Origin of the sequence: Stagnihabitans tardus (assembly GCF_009925085.1) — a bacterium.
GTDB classification, from domain to species: Bacteria; Pseudomonadota; Alphaproteobacteria; order Rhodobacterales; family Rhodobacteraceae; genus Stagnihabitans; species Stagnihabitans tardus.
The window spans coordinates 26,621-45,777 of record NZ_JAABNR010000002.1 but is presented as its reverse complement, the minus strand read 5'-3'; the positions used below and the strand labels follow the sequence as shown (position 1 = coordinate 45,777).

Below are 19,157 nucleotides of genomic sequence, written 5' to 3'. Positions count from 1 at the left end.
CCTCCGCGTCGATTCTGTCAACGGCCTTCCTTTCACCCTGCGCAGCGGCCCTGACCGATGACGCAGGTCTGATATCGTGATACGGGCCCCCGGCCGGGGCGAAAAACTTGCCCCGCAGGCGTCATACGCCTAGACCAAGGAAAAGGCCGCCCCATGCAAGACACTCCCCTCCCCGAACGCAAGCGCGGTTCCGGCGTCCGCCTGGTCTATGACACGCTGCGCGACGAGATCCTGGACCTGACCCTGCCGCCGGGCTCTTCGGTGGACGAGGTGGCCCTGGCCGACCGCTTCGCCATGTCGCGCACGCCGATCCGCGAGGCCCTGGTCAAGCTCGAGGCCGAGGGGCTGATCACCACGCTGCCCAACCGCTCCTCTGTGGTCAGCCAGATCGACTTCGCCAACCTGAACGCCTTTTTCGACGCCTTGACCCTGATGTACCGCGTCACGACCCGGCTGGCGGCGGAGTTCCATGGTCCGGGCGACCTCGACCTGATCCGCGCGCGCCAGGCGGTCTTTGCTGAGGCGGTCGCTTCGGGCGATGCCCAGGCCATGATCCTGCGCAACCGCGATTTCCACGTCGCCATTGCCGAGACAGCGCGCAACCCCTATTACCTGCAGCTCTTCGCCCGGCTTTTGGACGATGGCCGCCGCATCCTGCGTCTCTATTACTACCCGACCTTCGAGGCGCAGGCGCCGCATCCCTATATCACCGAACACGAGGCCCTGATCTCCGCCATCGAGGCCCGGGACGTTATGCTCTGCGACCACCTCGCCAAGGCCCATGCCGATCAGATCGTCCACCAGATCCGCGACATGATCGCGCGGGACCGACGGCAGGACATCCGCCTGTAGTTTCCTGTCGACAAATAAAATGCAAAGTCATAGGCTGGGCGCAACCAAGGAGGCTCCCATGAATCCCGATATCTTCTCCGGCACGATTCCCGCCCTGATGACGCCCTGCAAACCCGACCGGACGCCCGACTTCGACCGCCTGGTCGCCAAGGCGCGCGAGCTGGTCTCGCTTGGCATGTCGGCGGTGGTCTATTGCGGCTCGATGGGGGATTGGCCGCTTCTGACCGACGCCTGGCGGATGGAGGGGGTCGAGCGGCTGGTGAAGGCGGGCATCAAGGTCGTCGTGGGCACCGGGGCGGTCAACACCGCGACCGCCGTAGCGATTGCCGCCCATTCGGAGAAAGTCGGCGCCCATGGCCTGATGGTCATTCCCCGCCTCCTCTCGCGCGGCACGGTTCCCGCTGCGCAGAAGGCCCATTTCAAGGCGGTTCTGGCGGCGGCGCCCTCCCTTCCCGCCGTGATCTACAATTCGCCCTATTACGGCTATTCGACCAAGGCGGACCTCTTCTTCCAGATCCGCGCCGAGCATCCGAACCTGGTGGGCTTCAAGGAGTTCGGCGGCTTCAAGGACCTGTCCTATGCGGGCGAGATGATCACCTCGGGCTCCGACGACATCAAGCTGATGATCGGCGTCGATACCGCCGTCTACCACGGCTATGTCAACTGCAACGCCGATGGCGCCATCACCGGGATCGGCAATGTCTTGCCCCGTGAGGTCCTGCACCTCACCGCGCTTTGCAAGGCCGCCATGGCGGGCGATGCCGAGGCGCGGCGGCTGGCCTATGAGCTCGACCAGGCCATGCAGGTCCTGTCGGAAGTCGATGCCGGGCCCGACCTGGTGCTCTTCTTCAAACACATGCTTGTCCTGCAGGGCGACGAGAGCTTCCGGCTGCATTTCAACGAAAGCGATGCGCTCTCGCCCGCCCAGGCTGGCTTCATCGCGAAGCAGTTCGCGCTGTTCAACGCCTGGTATGCCGATTGGTCGCGCCAGCCTGTGGCCATGAAATACGCCGCCTGAGATGACGGTCACCGTCATCGGGGCAGGGGTCGTGGGCCTGTCGTCTGCGCTGATGGCGCAGGCGCGGGGCCTCGACGTGACCGTCATCGACCGCGAAGGCCCGGCGGCGGGGGCCTCGGCCGGCAATGCCGGGGCCTTTGCCTTCACCGACATCCTGCCCCTGGCCTCCCCGGGGCTGATGCGGAAAGCGCCGGGCTGGCTGTTTGACCCCCTCGGGCCGCTGACCATCCCTCCGGCCTATGCCTTGCAGATCGCGCCCTGGCTTTGGCGCTTTGCCCGGGCCTGCAGGCCGAGGGCCGTTGCGGCCTCGACCAAGGCGCAGACCGGGCTCATGGACCTGTCCCGCGCAACGCTGGAGCCCTTTCTGGACGACCTCGGCCTTCTGGGGATGCTATACAAACGCGGCAACCTGCAGGTCTATGAGGGCGAGGCGGAGTTCCGCGCCTCTCTCCCGGGCTGGGCTGCGCGCGAGGCGCATGGCATCGCCTTCCAGCACATGAAGGCCGAGGAGATGGCGGGGCTGCAACCGGGACTGTCGCCGCGCTTCACCCATGGCACCTTTACCCCGGGCTGGTATTCCATCGCCGACCCCAAGCTCTACACCGAGGCCCTGGCCCAGCTTTTCCAGGCGCGCGGCGGCAAGCTCTTGCGCGCCGAGGTCCGGGCCCTGACCCCGGGCGACAAGGTTACGATCCATACCGACGGCGCAGAGATGACCGCCGACAAGGTCGTCGTCGCGGCCGGGGCTTTCTCGCACCGCATCGCCGCGACCCTGGGCGAGAAGATCCCGCTCGAGACCGAGCGCGGCTACAACACGACCCTGCCGGAGGACGCGCTGGACCTGCGCTGTCAGGTCACTTTCGGCGGCCATGGCTTCGTCGTCTCTCGCCTGACGACCGGCATCAGGGTCGGCGGAGCCGTCGAGCTTGGCGGGCTCGAACTGCCGCCGAACTTCAAGCGGTCAGAAGCGATGCTGAAGAAGGCCAAGAGCTTCCTGCCCGGGCTGAAGACCGAGGGTGGACGGCAGTGGATGGGCTTTCGGCCCTCGCTGCCCGATAGTCTCCCGGCCATCGGGCGGGCCAGGGCCTCCGGGAATATCCTCTATGCCTTTGGCCATGGCCACCTTGGCCTGACGCAATCGCCCGGCACGGCGCGGGTCGTGGCCGATCTCCTCACCGGGGCCGCGCCGCCCCTGGACCTTTCCCCCTTCAGCCCGCAAAGGTTCTGACATGCGCCACACCTTCTCCTGCATCGACGGCCATACCTGTGGCAACCCCGTGCGCCTGGTCGCCGGAGGCGCGCCCCGGCTGGAGGGCGCCACGATGCTGGAACGCCGCGCCGATTTCCTGGCCCGCTTCGACTGGATCCGCACCGGGCTGATGTTCGAACCGCGCGGCCATGACATGATGTCGGGCTCGATCCTCTACCCGCCCACGCGGGAGGATTGCGACGTGGGGGTCCTGTTCATCGAGACCTCGGGCTGCCTGCCGATGTGCGGCCATGGCACGATCGGCACGATCACCATGGGGATCGAGAACGGCCTGATCACGCCGCGCAGCCCGGGGCGGCTTTCCATCGACGCCCCCGCCGGAAAGGTCGATATCGCCTATGTCCAGAACGGCGATTACGTCGAGGAGGTGCGGCTGACCAATGTCGCCTCCTTCCTGCACGCGGAGGGTCTGACCGCCCAGGTCGAAGGCCTGGGAGAGGTCGTGGTCGATGTGGCCTATGGCGGGAATTTCTATGCCATCGTCGAGCCGCAGAAGGCCTTCCGCGACATTGCCGACCATACAGCGGGCGATCTGATCGCCTGGTCGCCGCGCCTGCGGGCGGCGCTGAACGCGAAATACGACTTCACCCATCCCGAGCATCCGGCGATCAAGGGGCTGAGCCATATCCTCTGGACCGGCAAGGCGCGCGACCCCCAGGCCCATGCGCGCAACGCGGTGTTTTACGGCGACAAGGCCATCGACCGCAGCCCCTGCGGCACCGGGACCTCGGCGCGGATGGCGCAGCTGGCGGCCAAGGGCGTGCTGAAGCCGGGCGATGACTTCATCCATGAAAGCATCATCGGCAGCCTCTTCAAGGGCCGGGTCGAGGCCGCGACGACCGTGGCCGACCGCGCCGCCATCGTGCCCTCCATCGCCGGATGGGCGCGGATGACGGGGCTCAACACGATCTTCATCGACGACCGCGACCCCTTTGCCCATGGTTTCGTCGTCCGCTGAGCAGGGGCCGCTAAGCCGAGGGCCGCCGATCAGAAGATGACGAAGTCCGCCGCCGTCAGGGCCACCCCGATCGAGACCCGGGCGAACTCCAGCCGCAGCCCCGCAGCCGAGCCATCGGCGTCGAAGTAAAGCACCCCGGTCGCCGTGTCGTGGATGATGCGGGTCTGAGAAGTGACGGCGCCATTGCTGAAGGCCCCCGCCGCCAGCACCCCGCGGGCCAGGCCCAGGAAGTCGGCATCGTCCAGCCGCAACCTGTCCTCGCCCAGGGTGAAGTCGGTGATCACATCGGCATCTGCCGCCCCCGGGGCCAGATCGAAGACGAAGTCGTCGAGGCCCGCGCCCCCGGTCAGCGTGTCGATCCCCGCGCCGCCGTTGATCTGGTTGCCCACCGCATTGCCGATCAGCACATTGGCCAGGCCATTGCCACGGGCGGCCACCGCCGTCGTCCCCGTCAGGGTCAGGTTCTCCAAATTCGCGCCAAGCGTCAGGCTGACCGAGGACAGCACCAGGTCGGTGCCGCTGTCCAGCGCCTCGATCAGGACATCGCCGCCGTCGGTGACAAGGGTGTCGTTCCCTGCCCCGCCCCGCAGCGTGTCCGCCCCCGTCGTGCCGTCCAGGGTGTTGTGGCCGCCATTGCCGTTGATCTGGTTGTTGGCCGCATTCCCCGTGCCCGAGAAATGGCCCGTGCCGGTCAGGGTCAGGTTCTCGAAATTCTCGGCCAGGGTGTAGTTGGCCGCGATATTGACGCGGTCGATGCCCTGGTCGGCCTCTTCGATCAGCGTATCGGTCACATCGGCGATATAGACATCCGATCCAGCCCCGCCGCCCATCGTGTCCGCCCCGCCAAGGCCCTGCAACTGGTTGGCGCCCGCGTTGCCGAAGAGCCCGTTGCCGACCGTATTGCCCGTCAGGTTGACCGCAGCATTGCCGGTCAGGACCGCGTCCTCGAAATTGGCCAGAAGCGTGATCGCGACCGTCGAGCGCACCTGGTCGCGCCCGCCGCCCGAGGCCTCGACCAGCACGTCCAGCCCGTCGGTGACATAGACGTCATTGCCGCGCCCGCCGGTCAGCGTGTCGATCCCTGCCCCGCCGGTCAGCACGTTGGCGAAGTCGTCACCCGTCAGGCTGTCGGCATGCGCCGAGCCGATCAGGTCCTCGATCCCGGTCAGCACATCGCCCGCCGCATCGCCGCCAAGCCCCGTGGCCGCGCCATCGACCAGGGTGATGCGCACCGCCGTCGTGCTGTCGGAGTAGCTGGCCGCGTCCTGGCCCTCGCCGCCGTCGATCACATCGGCCCCGACGCCACCACGCAACGTGTCCACCCCGGCCTCGCCGCGCAGCGTGTCGACCCCCGTGCCGCCGATCAGGCTGTCGTTGCCGACAAAGCCCAGGAGACTGTCGTTGCCGCCCTGGCCGTTCAGCAGGTCATCGCCCTTGCCGCCGTCCAGCTGGTCATTGCCCAGCCCCGCCAGCAAGAGGTTGTCCGCATCGCTTCCGGTCATCGTGTCGGCCCGCGCCGTGCCGGTCAGGTTCTCGACCCCCACCAGCCGGTCAAGCCCGCCGAAGGTGTCCAGCACCCACCAGGACCCGTCGCGCCAGTCGCTGAGGATGCCCAGGACCCCGGTCTCGATCGCATAGGTGGCCGTGTCGATGCCATCGCCGCCATGCAGCAGGTCATTGCCGACGAAGCCTGCCAGGGTGTCGTTGCCGTCCTGGCCATAAAGCGTCTCGGCCTGGTCCCCGCCTGCAAGGCTGTCGCCAAGGGCGCTGCCGATCACGACCTCGATGCCCTGCAGCGCATCGCCGTGTCCATAGGTGTCGGTGGCATTGGGGCTGCCAGCCCCCGCCGACAGAATGCCCAGGTTGACCGTGACCCCCAGCGTCCCGGTCTCGGAGCCATAGTCCACCGTGTCGATGCCCCCGCGCCCGTCGATGACATCGACAGCGCTGCCCGCATTGCCGGTGAAGACCTCGTTTCCATCGCTGCCGAACAGGTCGTCGAAGGCGCTGTTTGTGCCAATGACATGCTCGACCCCGGTCAGGACCACGGTGCCCGCAGAGGTCACGACCGTGCCGGACAGGACCCCGGTGACACTGTCGAAGGCCATCTGCACGGCCAGATTGGCCGCCAGCTGCGAGAAGTCAGCCGTGTCGAAGCCGCCGCCACCGTCCACCTGGTCCGCCCCGCCGCGCAGGACGAAGGTCTGGGCCGCGTCGTTGCCCTTCAGCGTGTCGGCGAAGACCGTGGTGTCGAAGACCTCGATGTCGCGCAGGGTCTCGGTATTGCCGAAACCGTCGGTCGCATTGCCCGAGGCCAGGGTCAGGTCGATCCTCACGCCCTGGGTGCCTTCGCCATAGTTCAACAGGTCGCGCCCGGCGCCGCCATAGATCGTGTCGGCCCCATCGCCCCCGGTCAGCCCGTCATCGCCCTCGGACCCGTCGATCAGGTTGGCGCCCGCATCGCCCGTCAGCAAGTCGCCCTGGTGAGAGCCCTTCACGCCCTGGACCCCGGTAAAGGTCAGGATCTGCGTCAGGCCCGCAAAGGCCAGGGCGGTCGTCAGGTCGACGTTCACGCCCTGGGTCACCAGTTCGAAGTTCACCAGGTTGAAGCCCGCGCCGCCCTCGAAAGTGTCATTGCCGCCGGAGGACATATAGACATCGTCGCCCCCCGCCGCCGCCGCAAAGTTATTGCCCGTGCCGCCAAAGAGGAAATCCGAGCTGTCCGAGCCATAGATCGCATCGTTGCCATCGCCGCCGAAAAGCCGGCTGTTGTGGACCGTGGTGGCCCCGCCCAGCATCTGGATCAGGTCGTCGCCATCGCCCGCGATGATCTCGCGCACGAAGTAGTCCCAGACGAAGAACTGGTCGCCGCGCGCGGTGCCGATGATGCGCTCGAAGCCCGACTGCACGTCCAGCTTGCCGAAGGTGTCGCGGGTGAACTGCGGGTCGATCTCGTCGATGACCACGCCCTGGAAGCCGGTCTCGGCGCCGTAATCCAGCGTGTCGAAGCCTCCGCCGCCCTCCAGCGTGTCCTCCCCGTCGCCGCCGACGAAGAGGTTGTCGGCCGCGTTGCCCTTGATCAGGTCGCCCCGGATCGAGCCGATGATGTTCTCGATGTTGATCAGGATGTCGCCATGGCCCGAGGTGTCGGTGGCATTGGGCAGGACGAGATTGGCCAGGATCGACAGGTCGACGACGATGCCCTGGCCCACCGGACCGGGGACAAAGCCGCCGCCGGGCAGGTAGTTCTGCGTATCGGACTCGGCGCTGTAATCCACCGTGTCGATGCCCGCCCGCCCGTCGATCAGGTCGTAGTCGATGCCCTTGTTGCCGGTGAAGGTGTTGTTGCCCGCATCGCCGAAGAGATCGTCTCCCTTCAGCCCCGAGGCGACGAAATTCGACCCGATCACATGTTCGAAATTCGCGATCGTATCGGTATTGCCATAGGTATCCGTGGCCGTGCCAAGCGCCAGGTCGACGATGACCCGCCCGCCGCCGCCCTCCGAGCTGTAGTCCAGCCGGTCGAAGCCCGCGCCGCCGTCCAGCATGTCGTTGCCGCCATGGCCCAGGATGCGGTCGCTGCCGCCCAGGCCCATGATCCGGTTGTCCAGCGAATTGCCCACCAGCGCATCGTCATAGCCCGAGCCCACGGCATTCTCGAAGCCGGTCAGGTTGGCCCGGAGCACGCCGTCGATGAAGAGCTGCTGCGCCTGGTCAAAGGGACCGCCCAGCGTCACCACGCCGCCGGTGGTCAGGGCCGAAAGCTCGATCGTATCGCTGCCGGTGTTGCCCTCGACCGTGTCGACCCCGCCTTCCGGGGCCAGGACCATCCAGACGTCGTTGCCCGCGCCAAGGTCGGCCGTGTCCGACCCCTCGCCGCCGACCGCCGTGTCGTCGCCGTCATCGCCGCTGAAGCTGTCGTTGTCCGCCCCGCCGTTCAGGTAATCGTTGCCCGTGCCGCCGTTCAGCGTGTCCAGCCCGCTGCCGCCCAGGATCAGGTCGTCATCCGCCCCGCCATCCAGCCGGTCGTTGCCCGCGTCTCCCGAAAGGAAATCGTTGCCGCCGCCGCCGTTGATCGTATCGCGCCCCTCGCCGCCCGCCAGCGCATTGCGCCGGTCCGAACCGGTGAGATTGTCGCGTCCATCCGAGCCGAGGATATCCTCGATCGAGATCAGGATATCGCCCGCCGCATCTCCGCCCTGACCGAAGCCGGTGGCCAGGTTGACCGTGACGCCCAGCGCCTCGGGGCCCGCGACCACCATGCCCTGGTAGATCACCGCATCCAGACCAAGCCCGCCGCTGATGATGTCGGGCCCGGCGCTGCCTGCGATCAGGTCATTGCCCTCGCGCATGAAATAGCTGTCCGAGCCTGCGGTGCCGTCGAAGATCTCGTCGCGGTCCGCGGTGCCGAAATAGACCTCGCCCGTGGTGATGGCGCCATTGGAAACCGCGCCCAGCGCCGTCAGGTTCAAGGCGACGGTCTGGTCGTCGAAGGCGAAAGTATAGGCCAGGCCATTGGCCCCATTGGCGAAATAGTCAAGGAACAGAAGCGTGTTCGCCCCGACCCGCATCAGGAGGTCATCGCCGCCCTGGACGCTGAAAGTGACCTGCGCCCGCGTCCAGCCGAAGAAATGGATCTCTCCGCTGCCCGCATATTCGCCGCCGATCACATCCTTGCCCCAGGCGCCCGACACGGCATAGCGGTCAAAGCCCGCCCCGCCGACCAGGAGGTCGTTGCCGCCCAGGCCCACCAGCACGTCATCCCCGCCATCGCCCGACAGGATGCCACCACCGGTGCCCGAGACCAGCATGTCACGGTCCTCTTCGGCCGAGACGATGACCTTTTCGATGCCCGAATAGGTCACCAGGTTCCCGCTGCTGCCCAGCGCTGTAAAGCTCTCGACAGATGCGACGTTCGAAAACAGCGCAGTCAGCTCGCTGCGCGCCTGGGCGGCAGAGTTGATGTCATGGACCGAGGCATCGAAGAGCAGCGCGCCATTGGCCTGGAAGCCCAGCACCGTGAGGGTGCCACCGGGGATGTTGCCCATCTCGAGGATATCGCTGTCCGCGCCGCCCCGGATGACGTCGGTCCCGCTGGAGTAGAACAGGATATCCTTGCCCGCGCCGCCATCCAGCGTGTCGTCGCCCGCGCCACCGTCCACCAGGTCTTCGCCGTCGCCCGACTCGATCAGGTCGCCGAAGTCGCCGCCGGTGACCTGGTCGGCGCCCGATCCCGTCCGCACGAAGAGCCGCTCGAAATTGCCGATCGAGACGCCGTTGCCGATGTCCTGCATCCCGACCGCATCGGCCAGGCGGTCATCGCCCGCACGCGCGGTGATCGTCAGACTCCGGGTTTCCGACCCGAAATCGGCCATGAAGATATCGGCATCGCCCAGCTTGTCGCCGCCGTCGTAGAAATTGCCGCCGTGATGGAGGATCAGGTCATTGTGCTCGTTCGAGCCCTGGACATCCACGGCCTCGATCCCGGTCGTGGTGACGAAATTCCCGCCCGAGAAGATGCGCAGCTCATAGCCGTCATCTTGCAGGAAGAACATGGTCTCCAAGAGATTCGTGGCGTCGTCGGCGGTGACCGGAGCCGCCATCGCGGCAAAGGTGCCGTCGTGGAAGTTGGCCGAAAGCCCGACCCCCATCAGCGCCAGGCCATTCTGCCCCACGGCCGAAACCAGAAGCCGGTCGGTGACCGCATTGGCCGTGTCGCCGGCATCGGAGCCCCCGTCGAGCCAGGCATTGCCGTCATCGGCGTTCCAGCCGAAGAGGTCCGCCCCCGCGCCGCCATAGATCGTGTCGCCGGTCTCTGCCCCTCCGCCGCGCAGAACGTCGGACCCTTGGCCCGCGTAGATCAGGTCGTCCAGCTTTCCGCCGGTGACCATGTCCCCGCCACTGCCCAGCTTCAGGACAACGCGGTCCATCTCGGCCACGTGGACGCCATTGGCCAGCGTCACGCCCGCCACGTCCTGCTCGACATTCCAGGTCAAGGCGATGCTCTGCCCCGAGAAATCGGCCACGAAAGTGTCGCGGTCGCCCACGCGCTCTCCGCCGACATAGGTCGCCCCGCCATCGGCAAAGAAGAGGTCGTCGGTGGCATCCAGGCCGGTCAGGTTGGTGCGCACCTGGCCCGAGACGAAGGCCCCGAGGCCAAGGGTGGTCTCAAAGATGAAATCGCGGTTGGAGGTGGTGATCAACCCCGTCGCCGCCAGAAGCGTCGCGGCGCTGTCAAGCGCGCCAAAGGTGATGACGGTTCCACCCGAGTCATAGGGATGGAAGACCTGCCGCAAGCCCGTCAGGGTGGTGCCGTAGAAGGTGGCGAATTCCGGGATGGCCAGAAGCCCGGGGCCAAAGTTGAGCTGATCGCCCAGGTTGTTCACCAGGTCGGGCCGGATCAGGCTCCGCTCGGCGCCGGTGACGTGGAACGTGTCATCCCCCAATCCGCCGTAAAACTCGTTGACCCCGCCAAGCGCGAAGGTGCCCGAGGCCAGCGTGGGCAGGAAGGAGCCGCCGCCCACCAGGATGTCATTGCCCGCTCCGCCCTCGAACTGATCGGCATAGGCCCCGCCCACCAGGACGTCTCCAAGCGACGTGCCGGTGACGATCAGCCGCTCGAAGCCCTTGATCTCCGAGGTCCGGACCCGGTGGCCGCCCGCAAAGGTGATGCCCTCGTCATAGGTAAAGGTCGTGCGGATCTCGCCGAAGGGCGATTCCTCCAGCCCAAAGTCGGCGTTGTAGCCCGAGATGACGACGCCGCGTTCCTGGCCCACCACCTGCCTGTATTGCGAAAAGTCCCCGACGAAAGTGTCGATCTCGGAATCCCCGCCGTCATAGATCGCGCCGCCAAAGAAAAAGGCCAGGTCGTTGGCCGTGTCCGAGCCCTCGAAGCTGACCGCCTCGAAGTTCAAAAGGACGGCCGAATTGGTGAAGCCGCCCGAGGTCAGGCGGGCCTCGATGAAGGAGCCGGGCAGGGTCGAATTCGGCAAGCTGACCTCGCGTGAGGTCGAGAAAGGGTCCTTCCAGACCCAATTCAGCCCGCGCAGCGCGGTCGAAAGCTCGAAGGCCGAGGTGGCAAAGCCCAGGACGCCGGTCAGGAACTGTCCGGTTCCCAGGGCCGGGTCGGGGGTGCGCAGAACCCAGGTCATGCCGACATCCGACAGGTTGCGCACGATGGCCTCATCCCCGCCAAGCTGGCCGAAGATGCGGTCCTGTGCGCCCGTCCCCCCGGTCTGGGCCGGGGTCTTCATCTCGATCAGCGCGATATCGGAACCTATCCCCATGTCCATCTCTTCGGAATGGGCATCGGCGGTCAGGAACAGCGTGTCGTCGCCGCCGTTGAAGGTGATCCCGTCGCGATAGGTCGAGGTGAAGATCAGGTCGGCCTTGTTCGAGGTGGCCAGCATGAAGCTTTCGATGTTGACGAAATTGACCTCGTGCTGCTCGTGCAGTTGCAGGCGCGAGATGCGGGCGGCCTCGGCCTCGGCCCCGGTGGCGCCGCCGCGATAGGTGATGATCTCGATCTTCTCGCCCACGTTCAGGACGATATCCTTGATGACCAGGTCGGAGTAGCCGCCGATCTCGCCCGGGCGGGTCTGGTTGGTCAGATAGGTGCCGATGGTGCGCACCGGAGTATTGGCGGCGTTGACCACCCGAACCTCGAAGCTCGAGGCGCCATTGGCCGTGTCCTCGGCCGTCACGCGCAGGATGAAGGTCCCCGCGATGTTCAGGACCCCGGTGCGCACCAGCGCCACACCATCGGGGTCCGAGGGCGCGATCTCGATGGCGCCCGGCACGCCCGCGACGGCCTGGTAGCCCGAGGACAGAAGGCCCGTCCCGGCGACATCGTAAAGCGCCGCCCCCCGGGTCAGCTTCAGCTTGACCCCATCGCCGCCCACGGCCTGCGCGCCGCCTGCGGTCGGGCGCAGGTCCCATTCGATGGCATCAAGCGGGTGGCTGCGGGCGAAGTTCGCGACCAGCACGTCGCCAGTGGCGCTTCCGGCCTGCTGGCCACCGCCGTTGATCAGCTGCGCCTCGTTGCCCCAATAGACCAGGAGGTCGTCCCGGGAATTGCCAAGGATATTGACCGAATTCTCGGTCCGGAAATCCACCCCGGAATAGCGATAGGTCAGCACCGTGCCTTCCGCGATCCCCCCCGGGCCGCCCACGAACATGTCGCCCGGGAAGGGCAAAGAGTTCAGGAAGATATAGCCCGAGGCGGAATGCGCGGTCGAGGCGTCGAGGGTCCCCGAGAGCGGGAAGGGGTTGAACAGGCCGTTGATCGTATAGCTCGCCGACAGCTGGCCGAGCGGCACGCCCACATTGTTGAAGGCGTCGATGTTGACGACGTCGCGGGTCGTCACCGACAAGTTGCCCTGCATGTCGGCATTTCCGACGCGGGGGCCTCCGGGGAAGGCGGGGGCCACGTCGAAACGGAAGGTGGCGAATTGCGCCGATGCCGTGTTGATGAAGAAGCCGTTGGTGAAGTCATAGGTCGCCGCCACCCGCGAGCCGTTCACGGCCGCGAAGGTCGCGTTCGAGGCCGCGATGTTGATCTGGCGCACCTCGTTGTAGGCGATCAGTTCCTGCACGACGCCCGGCTTGTCGAAATCGACGATCCCCTGCGGCGCGGTCGAGGAATAGAAGATCTGGTAGCTGTCGGTGATCGTGTTGAAGGCCCCGGGCGCGAGGTTGAAACTGTTGGAATAGACCGAGGGGATGACATTCAGGCGGAAGCCGCCCTCGGGGAACTCCAGCGACAGAAGGGGGCCGAACTTCACGCCCAGCTTCTCGCCGATCATGCCGGTCGTGGCAGCCTTGAGCGCCTCGATGGTGAAGGAGCCCACAAGGTCGATGCCGATGTTGTGGGTGAAGCGCGGGTCGCCCAGCTCGTAGGTTGCCGTCACGGTGACCGGGCCAAAGCCCTCATAGCCCGGACCCTGCAAGGTCACGTCATTGTCGCCCAGCTTGGCCGTCGTGATCACGTCGTCGGTCAGGTCGCCCACGGTGCCATTGTCGGACCGCAGGGTGATATCGACATCCGGCGTGACCCCGTCGCCATTCGAGAAATCAAGGCTCAGCTGTTCGGACACCGTCGCGCCGATCGTCGCGCCGATGTCCAGCACCGTCGCCTCGATCCCGAAGATGCCCTTGTCGATGCCCGGGACATAGTCGTTCAGGTCGAATTCGAAGGTCGCGAAGATGGTCTGTTCCAGCACATTGGCCACGGCGGCGGCAGGCGGGAAGGGGATCTTCTTCAAGAGCGAGGTCAAGAGCTCGTCCAGGTCGGCGGACAGGTCCAGGAAGGGGCTGTCCGAGAACCCGTCCGAGGTGACGATGGGCTTGGTCGAAGTGCCCGTGGTATCGGCGCCCGAGGGCACGCGCAGGGTCAGCTCCAGCCCGTAGCCCAGGTCGAAGGGCAGCTCCAGGTCCCCGGGCCCGACCGAAAACAGGGTGATGTTCTCGTCCACGTTGACGATCGAGATATCGCCTGCCGAGCCTTTGATCCCGAAGACCGAATAAGAGATGTCGCGCAGGCCGAACTGGAAGCCCAGGACCAGGTCGATCCCTGCCTTGGGCCCGACGCTGAAGCCGGTGGAGTCCAGGTCGGCCTGGGTGATCGAATAGTTCGAGAAGTCGAAATGCATCTGCTGGCCGCCCAGCACGACGGCCGAATGGCCGACCTCCAGCGCGATGTCGATGCCGCCGCCAAAGCGCCCCGCCTCGCCGATGGAGGCATAGGCCACCAGCCCGATCTTGGCATCCAGATAGACCTGGGCCGAGACGCCAAGGAAGGATCCGCCGATCTCCAGGTCATAGGTCAGCTCATCGGGGTCCCAGATCAGCGAATCGCCCGTGTCGATCCCAAGCTCGATGGCCGCACCCGGGGCCCAAAGGTTCTGGTCCGTCGTCGCAAAAGACAAAAGCGTGGTCGAAACGGCCATGGCGCAATCCCTTGAAAGCAGATGAAGTTCACGGAGAAGGGCAGGCCTGCGCGGGAATTCGGTCTGCGGCGCAGGGTCGAGGCAGAAGCTGGAATGTCACGGCTTGGTAAACAAGGCTAACCGCGCGCACCCAAGTCTGGCAAGGAATTGTTAAGGATATGCCGGTTCGCCACCCCGAGCACGGTTCAGCCCGGGCGGTGGGTGGCGGCGGTGCGGGCGACCTCTTCATAGATGCCGCTCAGCAGGTTCAAGGTCCGTGTCGCCTCGGTCAGCCTTGCGGCAAAGCCCGGCAAGTTGTCGAGCGCCGCCAGCAGAAGCCGCCGCCGCAGCGCGCCGTAATCCTCGGTCACCCGGTGGCCCTCGGGCGTGACTTCGTAGGTCACACCGCTGCGCCCCGAGCCCTTGCGCAGGATCAGCCCGGCGCCCAGAAGCTTGCGCAGCGAATACTGGATGTTCGGCACGTCGTCGCGATTGGTCAGCCGCGCCAGGTCCTTGATCGTCTTGGGCCGGTCGTTCATGCGGATGATGTGCAAGAGCGCATTCTCGGGCCCGGTCGCGGACAGGTCACAAACCGAGGCCAGGCATTCCGACTGCCAGCGCTCGAATCCCTCGTTGGCCCGCATCAGCGCAAATTCCAGCTCGGTCAGATCGACCTCTGCCGCGCCATGGGCCAGGTGCCAGCGGTAATCCAGCCCGGTATCTGCTTGACCCTGTTGCGGTTTCTTCGCCATGGCGCGCCTCTTTGGAACCGCGCCATCCTTGCCCGTCAAACCCGTTGACGCAATGAGAATTTACGATAGACTTTCAAACATAAAATAAATCTGAACAGGGACTGCAACCATGAATGACGCACCGATGCTGTCGGGCGACCGCTTTCGCTTGGGCACCTTTTCGACCAATTGCTCTTCGGGGATGACCCCGACCCAGGCGGCGGACCGCTGGGTGAACTCCTGGGAGAACAACCTGACCTTGGCCAAGATGCTGGACGAGGCAGGGATCGACTTCATGCTGCCCATCGCGCGCTGGATCGGCTACGGCGGGCCGACCGACTTCCACGGCGGCGTGCTGGAGACGATGACCTGGGCGGCGGGGCTCCTGGCCTCGACCAGGAACATCACGGTCTTCGCGACCATCCACACCTCGGCCAATCACCCGGTGGTCGTGGCCAAGCAGATCGCCACCATCGACCAGATCGGCAAGGGCCGCGCCGGGTTGAACATCGTGGCAGGCTGGAACAAGCCGGAGTATCAGGCCCTGGGTCTGACCCTGCCCGACGACCACGAGACGCGCTATGGCTATGCGCAGGAATGGTATGACCTGATCCGCAAGGTCTGGGCTTCGGACAAGCATTTCGACTGGGATGGCACCTGGTTCAAGAACATCAGGGGGCTCAAGGGCGACCCTTCGCCCCTGCGTGGGTCTGTCCCGGTGATCAACGCCGCGGGCTCGCCCCAGGGCCGCGAATTTGCCACCGACAATGCCGATTTCCTCTTTACCCCGGCCATCGACCTCGCGCGGTCGAAAGAGGAGATCGCCGCGCTCAAGGCCCAGGCTGCGGCAAAAAAGCGCAAGGTCGGCGTGTTGACCTTCAGCCATGTCGTCTGCCGCCCGACCGAGAAGGAAGCGCAGGATTACGTCCGCTACATCGTCGATGAAAACGCCGACTGGGAGGCGACCGACAACCTGATCCGCCTGCAACTGGCCCATGCGCTGAGCTTCCCGCATGATCTTCTGACCCAGATCCGCTATGGCTTTGCCCTGGGTCACGGAGGCTTCCCCCTGATCGGCACGCCCGACCAGGTTGCGGCGGGCTTGATCAAGCTGCACGAGACGGGCTTCGCCGGAACGACCCTGTCCTTCGTCGATTACGTCAAGGAGTTCCCCTACTTCCGCGACGAGGTTCTGCCGCGTCTGGAGAAGGCGGGCATCCGCTGAGATGGGGGCCAGCGCAGGCGATTTTCGCAAGGCAATGCGGGCCCTTGTGGGCAATGTCAGCATCATCACGGTGGGACAGGGCGCGCGGGCCTCGGGGCTGGTCGTGACCTCGGCCGTGTCGCTTTCGGTCGAACCCGCGCTGGTCCTGTTCTGCATCAACCGGACGGCCTCGGCCCATCCGCTTTTGGCCGAATACGGCTGCTTTGGCTGGTCCTCCCTGGGGGCCGGCCACCAGGCCCTGGCCGAAAGATTCGCGGGCGGGGCCAAGGGCGCCGCCCGGTTCGAGGGGGCAGAGTGGGAGGTGGCGGTGACCGGGGCAAGGCTTCTGCGCGGCGCCCCGGCGGCCTTTGACTGCACGGTCGAAGAGATGACCGACCGCGCCACCCATTCCATCGTCATCGGCCGCGTCGAGGCGGTCCGTTCGACGCCGAACGCCGGTGCGCTGACCTATTGGCAGGGCGCCTACCGCCCCCTGGCCGAGACGCAGTCCATGACGTCTTAGGTTTTTCTTAAGACGCGGGGCGCAAGTTGCCGCCACCGCGCTCAAGAGGAAACCATGGCTGTTGATCCGAACGACCCCCGACTGAAACGAGCGATCTTGTCCACCACCGATGTGTCCAAGGCCTCTCTCGCCACCCGAATCCTGCTGGCGCGCCTGCGACAAGAGGTGCGCGATGCCCCCGCGTCGCTGCCCGGCAAGCTGCAAGAGTTCTCGGCCTACTTCGCAAAGCACAGTTTCGCCGAAAAAGACCTGGCCTGTTTCTGAAAGGTACCGACATGGAAAACGAGTTTCTGACCGTCGCCGAAGCCGCCGCACGGATTGCCGAGGGACGCATCATGGTCCTTGCCGGGGACGAGGCGCTTTTGTCGCAACTGCCCAAGGGGCGCTGGATCGGTGGCACCACCGTCTATTTCATCACCGAAACCGGCGGGGAAGAGCGGCGCGACAAGCTGTTCTGCACGACCTTTCCGATGGGCACCGATGCGCGGCCTCGGCTGGTTGCGACCAAGGACCTGCCGCAAATCAGCGAGGGATATACCACGCATGGCTTCTCGCTGATCCTGGTTCCGGCCTTTTCGACCACCCATTCCGAATTCGCCCTGCACGGCGCCAGCTTCCCCGGGCTCTTCGAACAGCCGCTCTTCGGCTGGGTGACCGGCGTCGGCCTGGACGAGATCGGCAAGCGCAAGCCCAAGGTCTTCATCGGCTCGGACGGCTCGTCCCACGAGGATGGCGCGGCGCTTCTGCATGTCGAATTGCCGGGGGAACTGTCGGCTGATCTCGACATCCTGAACATCTTCGAACGCGGCGGCGAGGCCAACCCGCCGATCCTGTTCGAGACCTCGGGCTTCACGGTGACCGAGGCGCTGGTCGCCGGTCAACGCGTCAACCTGGCCGAGTATGTGACCCGCACCGGGATGGACACCAAGCTGCCCCTGGTCGCCAATTATGCCGGGGCGCTGATCAATGTCTCGATCCAGGAGGTCGACCTGGCCAAGGGCCAGGTGACGCTCTATGCGCCAGTTCTGGCTGGCGTCGAATACCGCCAGGCCGAGGCCTTGGGGAACTATGCCGAGGCTTTCTCGGACAAGGTCGGCACCTCGGGCGCGGGTCAGTTCTCGTGCAACTGCATCCTGAACTATCTTTACGGCGACATGACGGGCAAGCGCACCGGCGCCTTTACCGGCCCCGTCACCTTCGGCGAGATCGCCTATGTCCTGTTGAACCAGACCCTGGTCCGCATGGACATCCAGGCCGCCTGAAAAGACCCGCCGCGCCGGGGGTTTCCCTGGCGCGGCGGGGCCCTGGGTCCTATTGCGGACTAGGTGGCCACCGGTGCCTCCGACAAGGGCAGGAACATCGAGACGGTCGTCCCCTGCGGCGCCGTGGCGATGGTCAGCCCGCCGCCGAACTCACGCGAGACGCCGAAGGCCATGGGCAGGCCAAGCCCCGTGCCCTTGCCGGCCGGCTTGGTGGTGAAGAAGGGCTCCAGAACCTTGGGCAGCACATGGGCCGGGATGCCGCCGCCCTCGTCGCGGACCGAAAGGCGGACATAGGCCCCGGGCTCGATCTGTGCGCCATCCGCCAGAACCAGGGGCTCGGCCAGTTGGACCCTGCTGCTGGACAGCGTGACCGTGCCGCCCCCGGGCATCGCATCCACCGCATTGACGACCAGGTTGATCAGCGCCGACAAGAGCTGCGCCCGGTCGGCGACGAAGCCCTGCCGCCCTGCCCCCGCCTCGACCTTCAGCGCCACCGAGACCGGGATCAGCCGCCGCGTCAGGACGACCAGGCCCTCGAGGATTTCACCGCCCTCTTGCGGGGCCAGCACCATCCGCTCCTTGCGCGCAAAGGCCAGAAGCTGCTTGACCGTCCGGGCCGCCTGACGCGCCGCCACGGTGGCTTCCTCCAAAGAGGCGCGGCGTTCTTCGCCATCCTCCAACAGCCCCAAGAGCTCGATATGACCCAGGATCGCGGTCAGGTTGTTGTTGAAATCATGCGCCACCCCGCCCGCCAGGCGCCCGATGGCGGCCATTTTCTCGGCCTGAAGGCTGCGCTGGTTGGCCTCCAGCGCCTCGCGCCGCAGACGGCGGGCGGCGGCGGCGGCCTCGATGAAGTAATACAGCAGCGCAGAGCCGCTGAGCAGAAGGCCGGCCCGGGCCAAGGGGTCGCTGAACTGCGGGATCAAGGTCACGAAGACCGAGACGATGACCGAGGCGACGACAACGACCTCGCCATAGATCATGACCTTGGAATTGTCCGAACGCCGGACCAGGAAGACCAGGTTGCACCCGACGAGTGCGGCACCGCAGATCGACAGCGCGCGGTCCTCTTCGCAGATCATCACGGCGGGCATCCACAGGAAAGACGCCAGAAGCTGCAGGAACAGGAGCCCGGATATGACCTCGTCCCGCGCCGTGGCCCGGGCCTTGCGCAGCTTCAGGAAGGCGAAATAGGCCACCTGCGCCAAAAGGAAGCCCGCCATCCAGGCCCAGGCGCTGAGCCAGCCCGTATAGCCGTAAAGAATGCCCGCGCCGAGAATCGTCCCCAGGATCCGCGCGAAGACCTCGCGGCGATCGCCATATTCCACGCGGAAATGGCGTTCCAGCTCTTGGGGATGGTCGGGCTGGTCGCTCATTGGTCCGATCTCCATGGTCCGAAGACGGCGGGCTTGC

11 protein-coding genes are annotated in these 19,157 nt (G+C 66.0%); 8 read left to right on the top strand and 3 right to left on the bottom strand.

Annotated elements, in window-relative coordinates:
* The first annotated feature begins 153 nt into the window (after nt 1-153).
* From GV832_RS02030 to GV832_RS02015, 4 genes are read left to right on the top strand one after another with little or no spacing between them, the layout of a single operon-like run.
* Nucleotides 154-852, top strand: coding sequence for a GntR family transcriptional regulator (locus GV832_RS02030; protein WP_168773158.1), 699 nt, complete (start codon nt 154-156; stop codon nt 850-852).
* A 58-nt stretch (nt 853-910) separates the two neighbouring features.
* Nucleotides 911-1,870 (top strand): dihydrodipicolinate synthase family protein, encoded by a 960-nt coding sequence (locus GV832_RS02025; protein ID WP_168773157.1) that lies wholly within the window; start codon nt 911-913, stop codon nt 1,868-1,870.
* 1 nt (nt 1,871) lies between these two features.
* On the top strand, nt 1,872-3,098 hold the full coding sequence (locus tag GV832_RS02020) for an NAD(P)/FAD-dependent oxidoreductase (protein ID WP_168773156.1): 1,227 nt from the start codon (nt 1,872-1,874) through the stop codon (nt 3,096-3,098).
* Between the two features lies 1 nt (nt 3,099).
* The gene (locus GV832_RS02015; protein ID WP_168773155.1) at nt 3,100-4,098 is read left to right on the top strand and encodes a 4-hydroxyproline epimerase; all 999 of its coding nucleotides are present in this window, start codon (nt 3,100-3,102) and stop codon (nt 4,096-4,098) included.
* A gap of 29 nt (nt 4,099-4,127) precedes the next feature.
* Here the strand turns inward: GV832_RS02015 and GV832_RS02010 are convergent, their stop codons facing one another.
* Together GV832_RS02010 and GV832_RS02005 are read right to left on the bottom strand one after the other, a co-directional pair.
* Nucleotides 4,128-14,045 carry a calcium-binding protein gene (locus GV832_RS02010; RefSeq protein WP_168773154.1) on the bottom strand — a complete coding sequence of 3,306 codons (9,918 nt, stop codon included), beginning with the start codon at nt 14,043-14,045 and terminating at the stop codon, nt 4,128-4,130.
* A gap of 185 nt (nt 14,046-14,230) precedes the next feature.
* Nucleotides 14,231-14,776 carry a winged helix DNA-binding protein gene (locus GV832_RS02005; RefSeq protein ID WP_168773153.1) on the bottom strand — a complete coding sequence of 182 codons (546 nt, stop codon included), beginning with the start codon at nt 14,774-14,776 and terminating at the stop codon, nt 14,231-14,233.
* 109 nt (nt 14,777-14,885) lie between these two features.
* Between GV832_RS02005 and GV832_RS02000 the strand changes: the two genes are divergently transcribed.
* From GV832_RS02000 to GV832_RS01985, 4 genes are read left to right on the top strand one after another with little or no spacing between them, the layout of a single operon-like run.
* A complete protein-coding gene (locus tag GV832_RS02000) occupies nt 14,886-15,980 on the top strand; it encodes an LLM class flavin-dependent oxidoreductase (protein WP_227754186.1) in 1,095 nt (364 codons plus the stop codon).
* Between the two features lie 34 nt (nt 15,981-16,014).
* On the top strand, nt 16,015-16,482 hold the full coding sequence (locus GV832_RS01995; RefSeq protein ID WP_227754185.1) for a flavin reductase family protein: 468 nt from the start codon (nt 16,015-16,017) through the stop codon (nt 16,480-16,482).
* Between the two features lie 54 nt (nt 16,483-16,536).
* Entirely contained in the window at nt 16,537-16,746 is a 210-nt protein-coding gene (locus GV832_RS01990) for a hypothetical protein (RefSeq protein WP_168773151.1), read from the top strand.
* A gap of 11 nt (nt 16,747-16,757) precedes the next feature.
* The gene (locus GV832_RS01985) at nt 16,758-17,744 is read left to right on the top strand and encodes a DUF6976 family protein (protein WP_168773150.1); all 987 of its coding nucleotides are present in this window, start codon (nt 16,758-16,760) and stop codon (nt 17,742-17,744) included.
* Nucleotides 17,745-17,803: 59 nt separating this feature from the next.
* On the opposite strand, the gene GV832_RS01980 is transcribed toward GV832_RS01985, so the two are convergent.
* Nucleotides 17,804-19,120, bottom strand: coding sequence for a sensor histidine kinase (locus GV832_RS01980; RefSeq protein WP_168773149.1), 1,317 nt, complete (start codon nt 19,118-19,120; stop codon nt 17,804-17,806).
* Between the last annotated feature and the right edge of the window lie 37 nt (nt 19,121-19,157).

Excerpts from the sequence above, each read along its gene's own strand:
- GV832_RS01990 (WP_168773151.1), top strand. The coding sequence starts at position 16,537 with ATGGCTGTTGATCCGAACGACCCCCGACTGAAACGAGCGATCTTGTCC.
- GV832_RS01980 (WP_168773149.1), bottom strand. The coding sequence starts at position 19,120 with ATGAGCGACCAGCCCGACCATCCCCAAGAGCTGGAACGCCATTTCCGC.
- GV832_RS02005 (WP_168773153.1), bottom strand. The coding sequence starts at position 14,776 with ATGGCGAAGAAACCGCAACAGGGTCAAGCAGATACCGGGCTGGATTAC.
- GV832_RS02015 (WP_168773155.1), top strand. The coding sequence starts at position 3,100 with ATGCGCCACACCTTCTCCTGCATCGACGGCCATACCTGTGGCAACCCC.
- GV832_RS02000 (WP_227754186.1), top strand. The coding sequence starts at position 14,886 with ATGAATGACGCACCGATGCTGTCGGGCGACCGCTTTCGCTTGGGCACC.
- GV832_RS01985 (WP_168773150.1), top strand. The coding sequence starts at position 16,758 with ATGGAAAACGAGTTTCTGACCGTCGCCGAAGCCGCCGCACGGATTGCC.
- GV832_RS02025 (WP_168773157.1), top strand. The coding sequence starts at position 911 with ATGAATCCCGATATCTTCTCCGGCACGATTCCCGCCCTGATGACGCCC.
- GV832_RS02030 (WP_168773158.1), top strand. The coding sequence starts at position 154 with ATGCAAGACACTCCCCTCCCCGAACGCAAGCGCGGTTCCGGCGTCCGC.
- GV832_RS01995 (WP_227754185.1), top strand. The coding sequence starts at position 16,015 with ATGCGGGCCCTTGTGGGCAATGTCAGCATCATCACGGTGGGACAGGGC.
- GV832_RS02010 (WP_168773154.1), bottom strand. The coding sequence starts at position 14,045 with ATGGCCGTTTCGACCACGCTTTTGTCTTTTGCGACGACGGACCAGAAC.
- GV832_RS02020 (WP_168773156.1), top strand. The coding sequence starts at position 1,872 with ATGACGGTCACCGTCATCGGGGCAGGGGTCGTGGGCCTGTCGTCTGCG.